This window comes from Cryobacterium sp. M15 (assembly GCF_002929675.1).
Taxonomy (GTDB): domain Bacteria; phylum Actinomycetota; class Actinomycetes; order Actinomycetales; family Microbacteriaceae; genus Cryobacterium; species Cryobacterium lyxosi.
The window spans coordinates 354,648-368,721 of sequence record NZ_PJJW01000039.1; the positions used below are offsets into that span (position 1 = coordinate 354,648).

Consider the following 14,074-nt stretch of genomic DNA (forward strand, 5'->3'; position numbering starts at 1 on the left):
TGGCTCAGGCAAGGGGCGTGCGGCGCGGCACGAGCGCGCCGTGAGCGCGCATGAGTTGCATCGAGGCACCCGGAACGAACAGGGAAGTGCCCGGTGCATGCTCGATGACCGAGTCACGCAGGTCGTCGTGACTGGAATCCCAGAGCAACGTATACGCATCCACTCCCTCATGCCTGGGCAGTGTGACCGTCTCGTCCTGCTCCCGCGCGTTGATCACGAGCAGGATGCGATTGAACGCTTCATGCTCGGGGGTCGACGCCGCCATGTACTGCAGAGTGCGCTCGGTCGGCGAGTTCCAGGCGTCGCCGGTGAGCGCCTCGCCGTCGATGTTGTACCAGTCAAGCTGGCTGGCACTCGGCGTGGTCTCACCGAACCGCCCGAAGTGCACCGGACGCAACGCCGGGTTCTCCCGGCGCAGCTGCAGCAGGCGGCGAGTGACCCGGTGCAGGTCCTGCTGCCAGTCGTCGAAATCCCAGTTCAGCCAGGTCAGCTCGCTGTCCTGGCAGTAGGCGTTGTTGTTGCCGCGCTGGCTGCGCCCGAACTCGTCGCCAGCGGTGAGCATGGGGATGCCGGCCGACAGGAGCAGAGTGCCGAGCAGGTTGCGCATGGCCTTGCGACGGGTGGCCAGTATGGCCACGTCGCGAGTCGGCCCCTCCACCCCGTGGTTGTACGAGCTGTTGTTGTCGGTGCCGTCACGGTTCGACTCGCCGTTGCCGAGGTTGTGTTTCACGTCGTACGCGGTCAGGTCGGCGAGGGTGAACCCGTCGTGCGCGGTAATGAAGTTGAGCGAGGCGAGTGGGCCGCGCTTCTCGGAGAAAGTGTTCGAGGAACCGGCGACCCGCGTCGCGAACCGTCCGATCCCGCTGCCGGCTGAGCCACTCAGGCGCAGGCTCTTCATATCCGAAAGCCAGAAGTCCCGCATGCGGTCGCGGTAGCGGTCGTTCCACTCGGTCCAGCCGGGCGGAAAATTACCGGTCTGCCAGCCGCCCTGGCCGACATCCCACGGCTCCGCGATGAGTTTCACGCCGGCCAGCTCCGGGTCGTCGCGAATCTCGGTGAGCAGCGGATGCTCCGGGTCGTAGACGACGCCGCCGTCGCGGCCGAGCGTCGCCGCCAGGTCAAAGCGGAACCCGTCGATCTGCAGGTCGTTGGCCCAGTAGCGCAGCGAATCGAGCACGAGCCGTTTCGGCACGTCGTGGCTGAAGTTGACCGTATTGCCACAGCCGGTTACGTCGATGTAGGCACCGGACTCGTCCTGCCGGTAGTAGCCTGCGTTGTCGATGCCGCGCAGACTCGTGACCGGGCCGTTGCGACCCTCCTCGGCGGTGTGGTTGTAGACGACGTCGAGGATGACCTCGAGCCCCGCCTCGTGCAGCAGCTTGACCATGCCCTTGAACTCGCGCAGCACCGCTGCCGGCCCGGCGGACTGGGCAGCCTGGGTGGCGTAGTCGGCGTGCGGGGAAAAGAAATTGAGGGTGTTGTAGCCCCAGTAGTTGATCAGGCCCTGTTTGATCAAGCGCTGCTCCGACACGAACGCCTGCACCGGCAAGAGTTCAACCGCGGTCACGCCGAGGTCCTTCAGGTAGGCGATGGTGGATTCGTGGGCGAGACCGGCGTAGGTGCCTCGCAGCGCGGCCGGAACCAGCGGGTTCAGCCGGCTGAGGCCGCGCACGTGCGCCTCGTAGACCACGGTGTGATCGAGGGCCGTGCCCGGCTTCTCGGCGCCGTTCCAATCGAAATTGTCGTCGACCACCGAGGACTGCCACAATCCGGCGCCGACCCGAACCAGACCACGTGAATACGGTTCGATCAGGGTCTTCTCGGGGTGAAAAGAATTCTGTGCGCTGGCCGGGCCCGACACACGGATGCCGTATCGGCGCCCCGGTGACAGCGTGCGCGATTTGCCCGACCACACGCCGTGCGCATCCTGCGCCATCGGTACGCTTTTGATGATCCAGTTCGGGTCGATCTCGTCGAACAGACACAGGTCCATGGCGTCGGCATGTTCGGCCCAGACGCGGAGTTCGCCGCCGGCGCTGGTTAGTCGCACACCGAGGTTGCGCAGGGGGTCGGTGGAACTCATGGATTCAAGAGTAATCAGTGTGGGCGAGCGTGACGACCACCGGCATCCGCTCGACTGTAAAATGGCAGGCATGGTTGTCTATCTGGATCACGCGGCGACCACGCCGATGCTTCCCGCCGCTATTGCCGCCTACGCCGAAGCGATGAGCGTCGTCGGTAACCCTGCCTCGGTGCACAGCCAGGGCCAGAATGCCAAACGGATGCTCGAAGAATCGCGCGAGATCGTGGCCACCAGTCTCGCCTGCGATCCGATCGAAGTCGTCTTCACCGGAAGCGGCACCGAGGCGATCAACCTCGGCATCAAGGGCTTGTTTTGGGCCCGCGCCCCGCGCCGGCGCATTCTGGTGCCCGGCGGCGAACACCACGCGACCCTCGATACGGTGGAGTGGCTCGCACAGCACGACGGAGCCATCGTCGAGTGGATTCCGCTCGATCATGAGGGACGCATCGACCTCGGCGCGCTGGCGGATGCCATTGCGCGTGACCCCCTGGACGTTGCGCTGGTGAGTGTGATCATGGCCAATAATGAGGTCGGTACCCTCGAGCCCGTCGCCGAGGTGGCGGCGCTCGCCGCCGCCAACGGCATTCCGGTGCACGTCGACGCTGTCGCCGCCTACGGGTACGTTCCGGTCGACTTTCGCACGCTCGCCGCCGCTGGTGTGTCGGCGCTGAGCGTATCGGCGCACAAGGTCGGCGGCCCGGTCGGCATCGGCGCGCTCGTACTCGGCCGGGCGACGACCGTCGAGCCGCTCATCCACGGCGGCGGCCAGCAGCGCAAGGTGCGTAGCGGCACCCAGGATGTCGCGGCGGCGGTCTCGTTCGCGGTGGCGGCATCCGCCATCACCGTCGAGCAGCGGGCGGCCCGGCAGCCAGAAGGGGCGGGAGGCACTGAAACCGTTCGCCTGGCGGCGCTGCGCGACCGGGTGATTGCCGGTGTGGCGCGGGTCGCTCCCGGCGCCGTACTCAACGGCGACCCGACCACCCGGCTGCCGGGCAACGCCCACTTCAGCTTTCCCGGCTGCGAGGGCGACTCGCTGTTGTTCCTGCTCGACGCGGCCGGGGTGTCGGTGTCGACCGGATCAGCCTGTCAGGCCGGGGTGCCGGAACCCTCGCACGTGCTGCGGGCGATGGGACGCAGCGAGGTCGAGTCCCGCGGGGCCCTGCGCATCACCCTCGGCCATACGTCGACCGACGCCGACGTCGACGCGCTGCTCGCGGCTCTGCCCGCAGCCCACGCCCAGGCGCTCGTTGCCGGTCTGGCCGATCGGGTGCCCGGGCACTGACGGGCTGACGTTTGCTCAAACGGGCACTCCGCGTACACTCGTTGAGTGAAGGTTTTAGCAGCAATGAGTGGCGGTGTTGATTCCGCCGTCGCAGCCGCGCGCGCGGTCGAAGCTGGACACGAGGTGGTTGGCGTGCATCTGGCGCTGAGCCGGATGCCGGGCACACTGCGTACCGGCAGCCGTGGCTGCTGCACCGTGGAAGATTCGATGGATGCCCAGCGCGCGGCCAACATCATGGGCATTCCGTACTACGTCTGGGACTTCTCAGAACGATTCAAACTCGACGTCGTCGACGACTTCATCGCCGAGTACGCCGCCGGCCGCACGCCGAACCCGTGCATGCGCTGCAACGAGAAGATCAAGTTTGCCGCCCTGCTCGAAAAGGCTATGGCCCTCGGCTTCGACGCCGTCTGCACCGGCCACTACGCGAGTATTCTGACGGATGCCGATGGCAACAAGCAACTACACCGCGCGGCCGCCTGGGCGAAAGACCAGTCCTACGTGCTCGGCGTGCTCAGCGCTGACCAGATCAACCACTCCATGTTTCCGCTCGGAGCCACGCCGACCAAGGCCGAGGTGCGCGCCGAAGCGGCCGAGCGCGGCTTCTCGGTGGCCAACAAGCCCGATTCCTACGACATCTGCTTCATCCCCGACGGCGATACCAAGGGCTGGCTCGGCGAACGCGTCGCCCCGGTGACCGGCAACATCCTCGACCGGGAAGGCAACACCCTCGGCCAGCACGACGGCGCCGTCGCGTTCACCGTCGGCCAGCGCAAGGGACTGTCGATCGGCACTCCGGCCGCCGACGGCAAGCCGCGCTTCGTGCTCGAGGTACGTCCGATCACCAACACGGTCGTCGTCGGTCCGAAGGAGGCTCTCGCTATCAAGGAGATCGCCGGCAACAAATACACCTGGGCGGGGCTTGCCCCCGAACATCCAGATGTCGCGTTCCCCTGCCACGTGCAGATCCGCGCCCACGCCGACCCGGTACCCGCGGTGGCCCAGGTCGTCTCGACCACCGCAGTGACCGGAGTCCGCGGCTCGGTCGAGTTACGCATCATTCCGAACGAGCCGCTGGCTGGCGTCGCCCCCGGGCAGACCGCCGTCGTGTATGTCGGAACCCGGGTACTCGGCCAATGCACCATCGACCGCACTGTCAGCGCCGTTCCGGTTGCTGTCACCGCTACTGTCCCCACCGCTTCTGTCCCCACCGCTTCTGTTCCCACCGGTACTGTCCCCACCGCTTCTGTTCCCACCGGTACTGTCCCCACCGCTTCGGCCAGCCCCGTCCCGGTCAATGCCTGAGTCCGTTGCTGCCACCACACCCGACGCGCTGAGCGCCGCAGCCGCCGAGGCTGCCGATATCACTACCCGCGTGCTCGCTGCCCGTGACGCCTATTACGAGCGCGATACCGTCGTCATCTCCGACGCCGAGTACGACCGGCTGGTTCAGCACCTCGGCGAACTCGAGCGATTGCATCCCGAGCTGGCGAGCCAGGACAGCCCCACCCAAACGGTTGGTGGTCGGGCCGAAGTCACCCTGTTCGACCCGGTGACACACGCCGAACGCATGCTCAGCCTCGACAACGTTTTCTCCCTCGAAGAATTCGAGGCCTGGGCTCGCAAAGCCGCGGAGAACTCCGGTCGCGCGGTGCACTACCTGTGCGAGCTCAAGATCGACGGCCTCGCCATCAACCTGCGGTACGCCAATGGAGTGCTCGTCTCCGCCGCGACCCGCGGCGACGGGGTCGTTGGCGAAGACGTGACCGAGAATATCGACCTCGTGCCCGGCATCCCGAGTCGCCTGGCTGGCACCGGGCATCCGTCGCTCATGGAGGTGCGCGGAGAGGTGTTCTTTCCGACGGTCGCGTTCGACGAACTGAACGCGGCGCAGTCCGCGGCCGGCGAGCGTATGTTCGCCAACGCCCGCAACGCTGCGGCCGGGTCGTTGCGGCAGAAAGCCTCCGGCAAAAACGCGGACCAGCTGCGCCTCATGAAGGCGCGCCTGGGTCGGCTGCGCATGCTCGTTCACGGTATCGGCGCCTGGGAGAACCCGCCCGTGCAGACCCAGTCCGAGGTCTACGGCCTGCTCCAAGGTTGGGGGTTGCCGACCAGCAGCTACTTTCGCGTGGTCCCATCGGTCGCCGAGGCGGCTGAGTTCATCGAGTATTACGGAGCGCACCGCGGTAGCGTCGTGCACGAACTCGACGGCATCGTGATCAAGATCGATGAACTGGCCCTGCACGCCGAGCTTGGTGCCACCAATCGGGCGCCGCGCTGGGCGATCGCCTACAAATACCCGCCGGAGCAGGTCAACACGAAACTGCTCGACATCGTCGTGAGTGTCGGCCGCACCGGCCGCGCCACCCCCTTCGCGGTCATGCAAAAAGTACTCGTGGCCGGCAGCGAGGTACGCCAGGCGACACTGCACAACCAGGACGTCGTCAAGGCCAAAGGGGTCCTGATCGGCGACACGATCGTGCTGCGCAAGGCCGGCGACGTCATTCCCGAGGTACTGGGCCCGGTCGTCGAACTGCGCGACGGCACCGAACGCGAATTCGTCATGCCCCAGAACTGCCCGGAATGCGGCACCCCGCTGGCCCCGGCCAAAGAGGGCGACATCGACCTGCGCTGCCCGAACGCGCGCAGCTGCCCCGCGCAGGTGCGCGGCCGGGTCGAACACATCGGCAGCCGTGGGGGGCTCGACATCGAGGTGCTCGGCGAGGTCGCGGCTTCTGCGCTCACCCAGCCGACCGTGCCGGCCGAACCGCCGCTGTCGACCGAGGCCGGCTTGTTCGCCCTAAAACTTGCCGACCTGTTGCCCATCCAGGTGATCGTGCGCGACGCCGAAACGGGCTTGCCGAAGGAAGACGACGGAGTTGCGAAAATTCGTATGCCGTTTTGTCGCAATCCGAGTCCGGCCGAGAAGAAGCAGGGTCTGACCGGCCTGCAGCCGTCCTCCAGCGCGCTCAAGCTCCTGACCGAGATCGAGAAGGCCAAGACGAAGCCGCTGTGGCGCATTCTGGTGAGCCTGAACATCCGTCATGTCGGCCCGGTCGCCGCCCGGGCACTGGCCAACCACTTCGGCTCACTCGACGCCGTTCGTGCGGCGACCCGCGAAGAACTCGCCGGGGTCGACGGGGTTGGCGGCATCATCGCCGACGCAGTGCTCGCCTGGTTCGTGGTGGACTGGCACGAAGATATCGTCACCCAGTGGGCCGCGGCCGGCGTGCAGTTCGCCACGCCGGGCCACCCCGGTCCGGGCGCGGCCGAGGCCGCCGGGGGAGTGCTCGCGGGGCTGACCGTCGTGGCCACCGGATCACTCGAGGGCTTCACCCGGGAGGGCGCGCAGGAGGCGATCATCGCCGCCGGCGGTAAAAGCGCATCGAGCGTGTCCAAGAACACGGACTTCGTGGCAGCAGGGCCGGGCGCCGGATCGAAACTCGGCAAGGCCGAAACCCTCGGTATTCGAATCCTCGACGCCGACGAATTTCGAACCCTGCTCACGGAGGGGCCGGCCGGGTTGGCGGCCGCGCCGGCATCCACATAGGCTGCTACGCCGGCCACTTGCGTTCTCGTAGGATTTCTCCCGCCCCGCACGTGGCTTACGGCGATGTAATTGTCGCTATCCCGTGGGGTCTGCGTCGGCACGGGTGGCTCCTCTGATCAGGGCGCCGCGCTGAACGCGGGGCGGCACTTGCAAGTGCCGCCCCGCCGAAGGTCGCGCCCATGTTGGAGCTTGTGCTGGTTGCGCTTTCGGTGTGGATCATTGAACGAACTCGAGTTCACGCCCTCACTCGTCGAGTCTGAGGGTTGATCGCGCTGCGGCGAGTTCGTTCGACGTTGCCCTATTCGGGCTTGAGGATGACTTTGGTCCACCCGTTGTTGCGGTCGCCGAAGTTCTTGTAGGCATCCGCGGCTTTGCTGAGCGGGACCTCGTGTGAGACGATCCACGATGGCTTGGCCTTGCCGACGGCAATCAGGTCGCGCAGTTGCCGATTGTATTTCTTCACCGGGCATTGGCCGCTGCCCATACTCTGGCCTTTGAGCCACTGCAGGCCGTAGTCAATAGCAAGCTTGCCCTGCTTGGCGTTCTCGTCGAAGCCGCCAGGATCCGCCGGCAGGAAGACACCGACTACGCCGATGCCCCCGGTGATGCGCACGGACTGGATCAGCCGGTTCAGAGTCATGGCAGGATCCTCGGTGCCCTGGGGGTCGTGGGCTTGATAGCCTACGCATTCACATCCCCGGTCAGCGCCGATACCCTTGGTCTGGTCCAGTACGAATTGAACCGGGTCCGTCTTTGAGTCATCAACGGCGATCGCGCCGATCTGCTCGGCGAGGGCCAGCCGGTCGGGGCGTCGGTCCACAACCCAGACTTTACTGGCGCCCTTGATCATGGCAGACAGGGCAGCCATGAGCCCGACCGGACCAGCACCGTAGACCACGACCGTGTCACCGGGGATGACGCCGGCCATCTCGGTAGCGTGGTAGCCAGTTGGAAAGATGTCCGAGAGCATCACGTAATCGTTTTGCTTTTCTACGGCGTCTTCACCCAAGCGCAGGCAGTTGTTGTCGCCGTAGGGCACACGCAGCATTTGTGCCTGCCCGCCGGGGTACGGACCCATGCCAGCGAAGCCGTAGGCGGCGCCCGCGCCGACCGGGTCTGGTTGAGTGGTCATGCAGTAGTTGGTGAAACCGCGTTCGCAATTCTTGCAAAACCCGCAAGAAATATTGAACGGCAACACGACGTGCTCGCCGACCTTGACCGCATCGACGCCGTTACCGACCTCGATGACCTCGCCCATGTTCTCGTGGCCAAACGTGCGTCCAGTCTCGAAATTGGTGCGTCCTTCATACATGTGCAAGTCTGAACCGCAAATATTTGTCGCCGTGATGCGCACGAGAACGTCAGTGGGACGTTCGATCTTGGCATCCGGAACTTCTTCGACGTTGACCTCGTTGGGGCCTTTATAAACGACTGCTTTCATTTTTTTCACTCCCTGAATTTGTGACCGTGTAAGACGGAGGGTCCGTCTTCACTTTCGGAGGTATTGAATGGATGAATGCCCGACAGCCTCAGGCTGTGCAGAAAATGAGCATGTCTCAGTAGTATCACGATCAGACGTGACCTGCCACTGTGCCCCAGCAGGGGGGCTGGAAGGGCGGTGACCACATTCAGCGCACTCCGCCTGGCCGGAGTGCGCTTCGGAGAAAAAAGTGGACGGCGTCACAGAATATCGAGCGGTTGTTTGCTGTGGGGCACCGGAAATGTGCTATCCAGTGACAGACAATCCGCGGCGTCGAGAACCACCGCGCCCGCGCCGACATTTTGCTGCACGTGCTCGAGGGACGAAGCTTTGGGGATCGCGATGACGCCTGGTTGCCGGATGACCCAGGCCAGCGCGATCTGGGCACCGGTCACTCCGTACCGCTCTCCGATTTCGGCCAGCAGTGGATGCTCGAGCAGGGCCGGTCCCTGACCGAGTGGCGAATAGGCCATGAGCGGCATGCCCGCGCGTTGTTGCCAGGGCAGGAGATCAAATTCGATGCCCCGACTGCCGAGGTTGTAGAGCACCTGATTGGTGGCGCATCCGTCGGGCGCTTGCTTCAGATCATCCCGGTCGAAATTCGATAACCCCCAGCTTCGAATCTTGCCTGCCGCACGGAGGTGTTCGAACCCGTCGACGGTCTCGGACAGTGGAAAACTGCCGGACCAATGCAGTAGATAGACATCGAGACGATCGGTGCCGAGCCGGCGCAGGCTGCGCTCGCACGCCGCCACGACGCCGCTCCGGCTCGCGTTGTGTGGGTAGACCTTGCTGACCAGCACGACGTCATCGCGTCGGCCGCGGATGGCCTCGCCGACCAGTTCTTCCGAGGCGCCATCGCCGTACATCTCGGCGGTGTCGATCACGGTCAGGCCGGCATCGATCCCCGCGCAGAGGGCCGACACCTCGGTTTTTCGCTTCGCGGCGTCCTCACCGAGATGCCAGGTTCCCTGGCCGATCACGGGCACCTGGACGCCGTTGAAGAAGTCGGTTTCGCGCATATAGTTCCCTACCTAGTGTGCATTTCCAGACGGTCTGGCTTACGTATTCAGAAGACTGAGAACGATCTTGCCCAGGTGCGAGTTGGCGGCCATGAGATCCTGCGCTTGTTGAACTTCGGTCCAGGGCAGGATCCGATCAATCGATGGGCGCAGCGCTTCGAAAGCCGGCTCGACGTCGGACAGCAGCGCGGCGACGATGGCGGCTTTTTCCGCAGCGTCACGGGTACGAAAGGTGACCCCGATGATGCTTATTCGTTTGAAGGCCAGTGCTTCCAGATCAAGATCACCGTGGGCACCGCCGAGGCGGCCCACACCGACTATGCGTCCCAGGAGCGCGGCGCAGCGAATATTCTCCGCAAGATAGGGGCCACCAACATGGTCGACGATGACGTCGACCCCGCGGCCGTCCGTCAGTTCCAGAACCCGATCCGCAAAACCGGCCTCGCCAACCTCGATTACGTGATCGGCACCCGAAGAACGGAGCAGGTCCGTTGCCCGGTCCGTGCGAACGGTGGCAATGATCAGTCCAGCGCCCAGGTATTTTGCCAGCTGTACGCACTGAAGCCCCACCGTTGACGCAGCCGCATGAACGAGCACCGTGTCGCCCGGCTCAAGCTCACCCGCGGTGCGGAGCGCGTTGTGCTCAGTCATCAAGCCGAGGATGGCAGCAGCACCCTCCGCGTAGGTCCACGCCGGCGGAATCGGTATAACCAGCGCAGCGTCGACAACGACTTCCTCGCTCAAACCTCCACTGACGATGGCCATGACGCGGTCCCCGACGTGAACGCGCGTCACCTCGCTTCCCACCGTAACGACGTCGCCCGCGGCATCGAGCCCCACGACGACCGGAGCGCTGCCTGGGCTGGCCGGCTGGTGGGTTCCCGCGCGCTGGCCCAGATCGGCACGGTTCACCGATGCATTCCGCACACGGATCTTCACCTGATGCGGGCCCGGTTCAGGGCTTGAGAGATCCCGCATGGACAACACGGATCCGCCCGGTTTCTGGTCGACAACAATTGCTCTCATATCTTTTAGTGTGCTCCTAAACGGTTACGTCCTGCTGAAATCCTGGCTTCGTGCCGGGTTTTTTCTCGTCGTGGGCGAGACGAATCTTCACTCGATCAAGATCAATAATGACCACTCGGTGCCGTGTCCGCTCCCGGTGCCGGTAGCGGACACGGACTGCAACAGGGGCGTGAGTGCGGATCTGGTGCGGTTGGCGGATCGGGCTCGCGGCGGCTGGCGAATAGGATTGGAGCATCCACCCCAATGCGTATCGGAGCACCATGTCTGAAATCACGGCCGAGCAGGTTGCCCATTTGGCATACCTTGCTCGGATCGACCTCAGCCCCCTCGAGATCACCAGTCTCACCCGTGACCTCGGCCAGATCGTCGACTCGATCGCCAAAGTGTCTGAGGTTGCCACAGCCGATACACCGGCTACGAGCCACCCGATGCCGTTGACCAATGTGTTCCGCGACGACGTCGTCGTGCCCTCGCTGACGGTGGAGCAGGCCCTGTCTGGTGCGCCAGACCGCGCCGGGGACAAATTCCGCGTGCCCGCCATTCTGGACGAGGAGTAAACATGACCTATCTCACCAAGCTCTCCGCCGCTGCTCTCAGTGAACTGTTGGTCAGCAAGCAGGTCAGCGCCGTCGAAGCGACCCGCGCCCACCTCGACCACATCACGGCAGTCGACACCGACCTGCATGCTTTTCTGCACGTCGCCGGCGACGCCGCCCTTGACGCCGCCGCGAAGATCGATGCCCGCCGCGCTGCGGGTGAAGTGTTGAACCCGCTCGCTGGTGTTCCGATCGCGATCAAAGACGTGCTCGCCACCCAGGACATGCCCACCACCGCCGGGTCGAAAATTCTCGAGGGCTGGGTGCCGCCGTACGATGCGACCGTCGTCGCGCGCCTGCGTGCGGCCGGGCTGATTCCGCTCGGCAAGACCAACATGGACGAATTCGCCATGGGGTCCTCTACCGAGCACTCCGCCTATGGCGTCACCCGCAACCCCTGGGACCGCGACCGCATCCCCGGCGGCTCCGGTGGCGGTTCGGCCGCGGCCGTCGCTTCCTTTCAGGCGCCGCTCGCCCTCGGCAGCGACACCGGCGGATCGATTCGCCAGCCGGCCGCCGTGACCGGCTCGGTCGGCGTCAAGCCGACCTACGGCGGAGTCTCCCGCTATGGGGCTATCGCCCTCGCGTCGAGCCTCGATCAGGTCGGCCCGGTCTCCCGCACGGTCTACGACGCCGCCCTGCTGCACGACGTCATCGGTGGGCACGACCCGCTGGATTCCACGTCGCTGACCGACAGCTGGCCCTCGATGGCCGCCGCGGCCCAAGCCGGCCTCACGGACGGCGCCCTCAAGGGCGTGCGCGTGGGCGTCATCAAGGAACTCGCCGGCGATGGATTCCAGGCCGGTGTCACCCAGCGCTTCACGGAGACCCTTGCCCTGCTCGTCGCCGCCGGCGCCGAGATCACCGAGGTCTCCGCCCCAAACTTCGAGTATGCCGTCGCTGCCTACTATCTGATTCTGCCGGCCGAGGCCTCGAGCAACCTGGCCCGTTTCGACTCGGTGCGCTTCGGCATCCGGGTCAACCCGGCCAGCGGCTCGCTCACGAGCGAGCACGTCATGAGCGCCACCCGTGAGGCGGGTTTCGGCGACGAGGTCAAGCGCCGCATCATCCTCGGCACCTATGCCCTGAGCGCTGGCTACTACGACGCGTACTACGGCAGCGCGCAGAAGGTGCGCACGCTCATTCAGCGTGACTTCGCCGCCGCGTTCAGCCAGGTCGACGTGCTCGTCTCGCCGAGTGCTCCGACCACCGCATTCAAGTTCGGTGAGAAGCTCGCCGACCCGATGGCCATGTATATCAACGACGTGACCACCATTCCGGCCAACCTCGCCGGCATACCCGGCATGAGCATCCCGATCGGTCTGGCGCCCGAAGACGGCCTGCCGGTCGGCCTGCAGATCATGGCCCCCGCCAAAGCGGATGCCCGCCTCTACACCGTCGGTGCCGCCATCGAGCAGCTGCTCGAAGCGCGCTGGGGGCACACTATGCTCAGCCAGGCACCAGCCCTGACCCCGACCGAAATGTTTGCTAGTAAAGAGGGAGCCGTCTGATGCCCAACGCAGAAATGAAGAACCGGGCCGAATTGATGGACTTCGACAAAGCACTCGAACTGTTCGAGCCGGTGCTCGGCTTCGAGGTTCACGTCGAACTCAACACCAAAACCAAAATGTTCTGCGGTTGCGCCAACGAGTTCGGCTCCGGCGCCAACACGAACACCTGTCCCACCTGCCTCGGCCTGCCCGGCGGGCTGCCGCAGGTGAACAAAAAGGCGATCGAATCCAGCATCCGCTTGGGGCTGGCTTTGGGGTGTGAGATCGCGGAACACTCACGGTTCGCCCGCAAGAACTACTTCTACCCCGACACGGCGAAGAACTTTCAGACCAGCCAGTACGACGACCCGATCTGCCACGACGGTTCGATCACGATCGAACTTGAAAGCGGCCGTCTGGTCACCGTCGAGATCGAACGCGCCCACATGGAAGACGATGCGGGCAAGCTCACCCACATGGGTGGTGCCACCGGACGCATCCAGGGTGCCGACTACTCTCTCGTCGATTACAACCGCGGCGGAGTGCCGTTGGTGGAGATCGTCACCCAGATGATCGAGGGCGCCGAACACGACGCCCCCGAGATCGGCAAGACCTATGTCGCGGCCATTCGTGAGATCGCCAAGGCGCTCGGCGTCTCCAACGCCCGCATGGAAGAGGGCAATGTGCGCTGCGACGCCAACGTTTCCCTGCGTCCGCGCGGGTCGAACGTACTCGGCACCCGCACCGAAACGAAGAACGTCAACTCGCTGCGCTCGGTCGAACGCGCCGTGCGCTATGAGATCCAGCGCCAGGCCGCCGTGCTGGCGGGCGGTGGCACCATCACGCAGGAGACCCGGCACTGGCACGAAGACACCGGAGTCACGAGTGCCGGTCGGCCCAAGAGCGACGCCGATGACTATCGTTACTTTCCTGAGCCCGACCTGCTGCCGATGGCGCCGTCGCGCGAATGGGTCGAAGAACTTCGCCTGACCCTGCCCGAGCCGCCCGCGGCCCGCCGCAAGCGCCTGCAGGCAGCGTGGGGTTTTGCGAACCTCGAGTTTCAGGACGTCGTCAACTCCGACCTGCTCGACGCGGTCGAAGCGACCGTCGCTGCCGGGGCATCCGCTCACGCCGCACGCAAGTGGTGGACCGGCGAAATCGCCCGGCTCGCCAACGCGGCCGGGGTCGCCGCCGACTCGCTCGTGACACCGGCGCAGCTCGCTGCGCTGATCGAACTCGTCGAGGCTGGAACCCTCACCGACCGCCTGGCCCGCCAGGTACTCGAGGGAGTCATCGCCGGGGAGGGTACCCCGGCCGAGGTCGTCGACACCCGCGGCCTCGCCGTCGTCTCCGACGATGGTGCGCTCGTGGCGGCCATCGATGCCGCGCTGCTCGGCCAGCCCGACGTGCTCGCCAAGATTCGGGGCGGTAAGCAGCAAGCCGCCGGAGCGGTGATCGGCGCGGTCATGAAGGCCATGCGTGGACAAGCGGATGCCGCGCGCGTGCGCGAACTCGTGCTCGAACGAGCCCAGGCGATCGAGTAAC

At 65.3% G+C, this 14,074-nt stretch carries 10 protein-coding genes; 6 read left to right on the plus strand and 4 right to left on the minus strand.

Annotated features, from left to right (window positions below; translation table 11 throughout):
- Positions 1 to 4 precede the first annotated feature (4 nt).
- The gene (glgX, locus tag CXY83_RS13015; protein WP_104197726.1) at positions 5 to 2,083 is read right to left on the minus strand and encodes a glycogen debranching protein GlgX; all 2,079 of its coding nucleotides are present in this window, start codon (positions 2,081 to 2,083) and stop codon (positions 5 to 7) included.
- 70 nt (positions 2,084 to 2,153) lie between these two features.
- On the opposite strand from glgX, the gene CXY83_RS13020 reads away from it, so the two are divergent.
- The 3 genes from CXY83_RS13020 (at position 2,154) to ligA (ending at position 6,915) form a co-directional block, all read left to right on the plus strand.
- Positions 2,154 to 3,365 (plus strand): cysteine desulfurase family protein, encoded by a 1,212-nt coding sequence (locus CXY83_RS13020; protein ID WP_104197727.1) that lies wholly within the window; start codon positions 2,154 to 2,156, stop codon positions 3,363 to 3,365.
- A 63-nt stretch (positions 3,366 to 3,428) separates the two neighbouring features.
- Positions 3,429 to 4,670 carry a tRNA 2-thiouridine(34) synthase MnmA gene (gene mnmA, locus CXY83_RS13025; RefSeq protein WP_104197728.1) on the plus strand — a complete coding sequence of 414 codons (1,242 nt, stop codon included), beginning with the start codon at positions 3,429 to 3,431 and terminating at the stop codon, positions 4,668 to 4,670.
- Positions 4,663 to 6,915 carry an NAD-dependent DNA ligase LigA gene (gene ligA / locus CXY83_RS13030; RefSeq protein WP_104197729.1) on the plus strand — a complete coding sequence of 751 codons (2,253 nt, stop codon included), beginning with the start codon at positions 4,663 to 4,665 and terminating at the stop codon, positions 6,913 to 6,915. Before mnmA ends, ligA begins: the two co-directional genes overlap by 8 nt.
- A gap of 298 nt (positions 6,916 to 7,213) precedes the next feature.
- Here ligA and CXY83_RS13035 read toward each other — a convergent pair whose 3' ends face one another.
- From CXY83_RS13035 to CXY83_RS13045, 3 genes are all read right to left on the minus strand, one after another.
- Positions 7,214 to 8,356 (minus strand): glutathione-independent formaldehyde dehydrogenase, encoded by a 1,143-nt coding sequence (locus CXY83_RS13035; protein WP_104197730.1) that lies wholly within the window; start codon positions 8,354 to 8,356, stop codon positions 7,214 to 7,216.
- A 239-nt stretch (positions 8,357 to 8,595) separates the two neighbouring features.
- Positions 8,596 to 9,417, minus strand: coding sequence for an aldo/keto reductase (locus CXY83_RS13040; protein ID WP_104197731.1), 822 nt, complete (start codon positions 9,415 to 9,417; stop codon positions 8,596 to 8,598).
- Between the two features lie 39 nt (positions 9,418 to 9,456).
- Positions 9,457 to 10,443, minus strand: coding sequence for a zinc-binding dehydrogenase (locus CXY83_RS13045; protein ID WP_104197732.1), 987 nt, complete (start codon positions 10,441 to 10,443; stop codon positions 9,457 to 9,459).
- Positions 10,444 to 10,703: 260 nt separating this feature from the next.
- Between CXY83_RS13045 and gatC the strand changes: the two genes are divergently transcribed.
- From gatC to gatB, 3 genes are read left to right on the plus strand one after another with little or no spacing between them, the layout of a single operon-like run.
- On the plus strand, positions 10,704 to 11,000 hold the full coding sequence (gene gatC, locus CXY83_RS13050; protein ID WP_104126006.1) for an Asp-tRNA(Asn)/Glu-tRNA(Gln) amidotransferase subunit GatC: 297 nt from the start codon (positions 10,704 to 10,706) through the stop codon (positions 10,998 to 11,000).
- Between the two features lie 2 nt (positions 11,001 to 11,002).
- The gene (gatA, locus tag CXY83_RS13055) at positions 11,003 to 12,550 is read left to right on the plus strand and encodes an Asp-tRNA(Asn)/Glu-tRNA(Gln) amidotransferase subunit GatA (protein ID WP_104197733.1); all 1,548 of its coding nucleotides are present in this window, start codon (positions 11,003 to 11,005) and stop codon (positions 12,548 to 12,550) included.
- Positions 12,550 to 14,073, plus strand: a complete 1,524-nt coding sequence (gene gatB, locus CXY83_RS13060; RefSeq protein ID WP_233200899.1) for an Asp-tRNA(Asn)/Glu-tRNA(Gln) amidotransferase subunit GatB — start codon at positions 12,550 to 12,552, stop codon at positions 14,071 to 14,073. The genes gatA and gatB overlap by 1 nt, the downstream gene beginning before the upstream one ends.
- Position 14,074 lies beyond the last annotated feature (1 nt).

Bases quoted from the DNA above. Each gene is read 5' to 3' on its own strand.
- mnmA (WP_104197728.1), top strand. From the start codon at position 3,429: ATGAGTGGCGGTGTTGATTCCGCCGTCGCAGCCGCGCGCGCGGTCGAA.
- gatB (WP_233200899.1), top strand. From the start codon at position 12,550: ATGCCCAACGCAGAAATGAAGAACCGGGCCGAATTGATGGACTTCGAC.
- CXY83_RS13045 (WP_104197732.1), bottom strand. From the start codon at position 10,443: ATGAGAGCAATTGTTGTCGACCAGAAACCGGGCGGATCCGTGTTGTCC.
- CXY83_RS13040 (WP_104197731.1), bottom strand. From the start codon at position 9,417: ATGCGCGAAACCGACTTCTTCAACGGCGTCCAGGTGCCCGTGATCGGC.
- CXY83_RS13035 (WP_104197730.1), bottom strand. From the start codon at position 8,356: ATGAAAGCAGTCGTTTATAAAGGCCCCAACGAGGTCAACGTCGAAGAA.
- gatA (WP_104197733.1), top strand. From the start codon at position 11,003: ATGACCTATCTCACCAAGCTCTCCGCCGCTGCTCTCAGTGAACTGTTG.
- gatC (WP_104126006.1), top strand. From the start codon at position 10,704: ATGTCTGAAATCACGGCCGAGCAGGTTGCCCATTTGGCATACCTTGCT.
- CXY83_RS13020 (WP_104197727.1), top strand. From the start codon at position 2,154: ATGGTTGTCTATCTGGATCACGCGGCGACCACGCCGATGCTTCCCGCC.
- ligA (WP_104197729.1), top strand. From the start codon at position 4,663: ATGCCTGAGTCCGTTGCTGCCACCACACCCGACGCGCTGAGCGCCGCA.
- glgX (WP_104197726.1), bottom strand. From the start codon at position 2,083: ATGAGTTCCACCGACCCCCTGCGCAACCTCGGTGTGCGACTAACCAGC.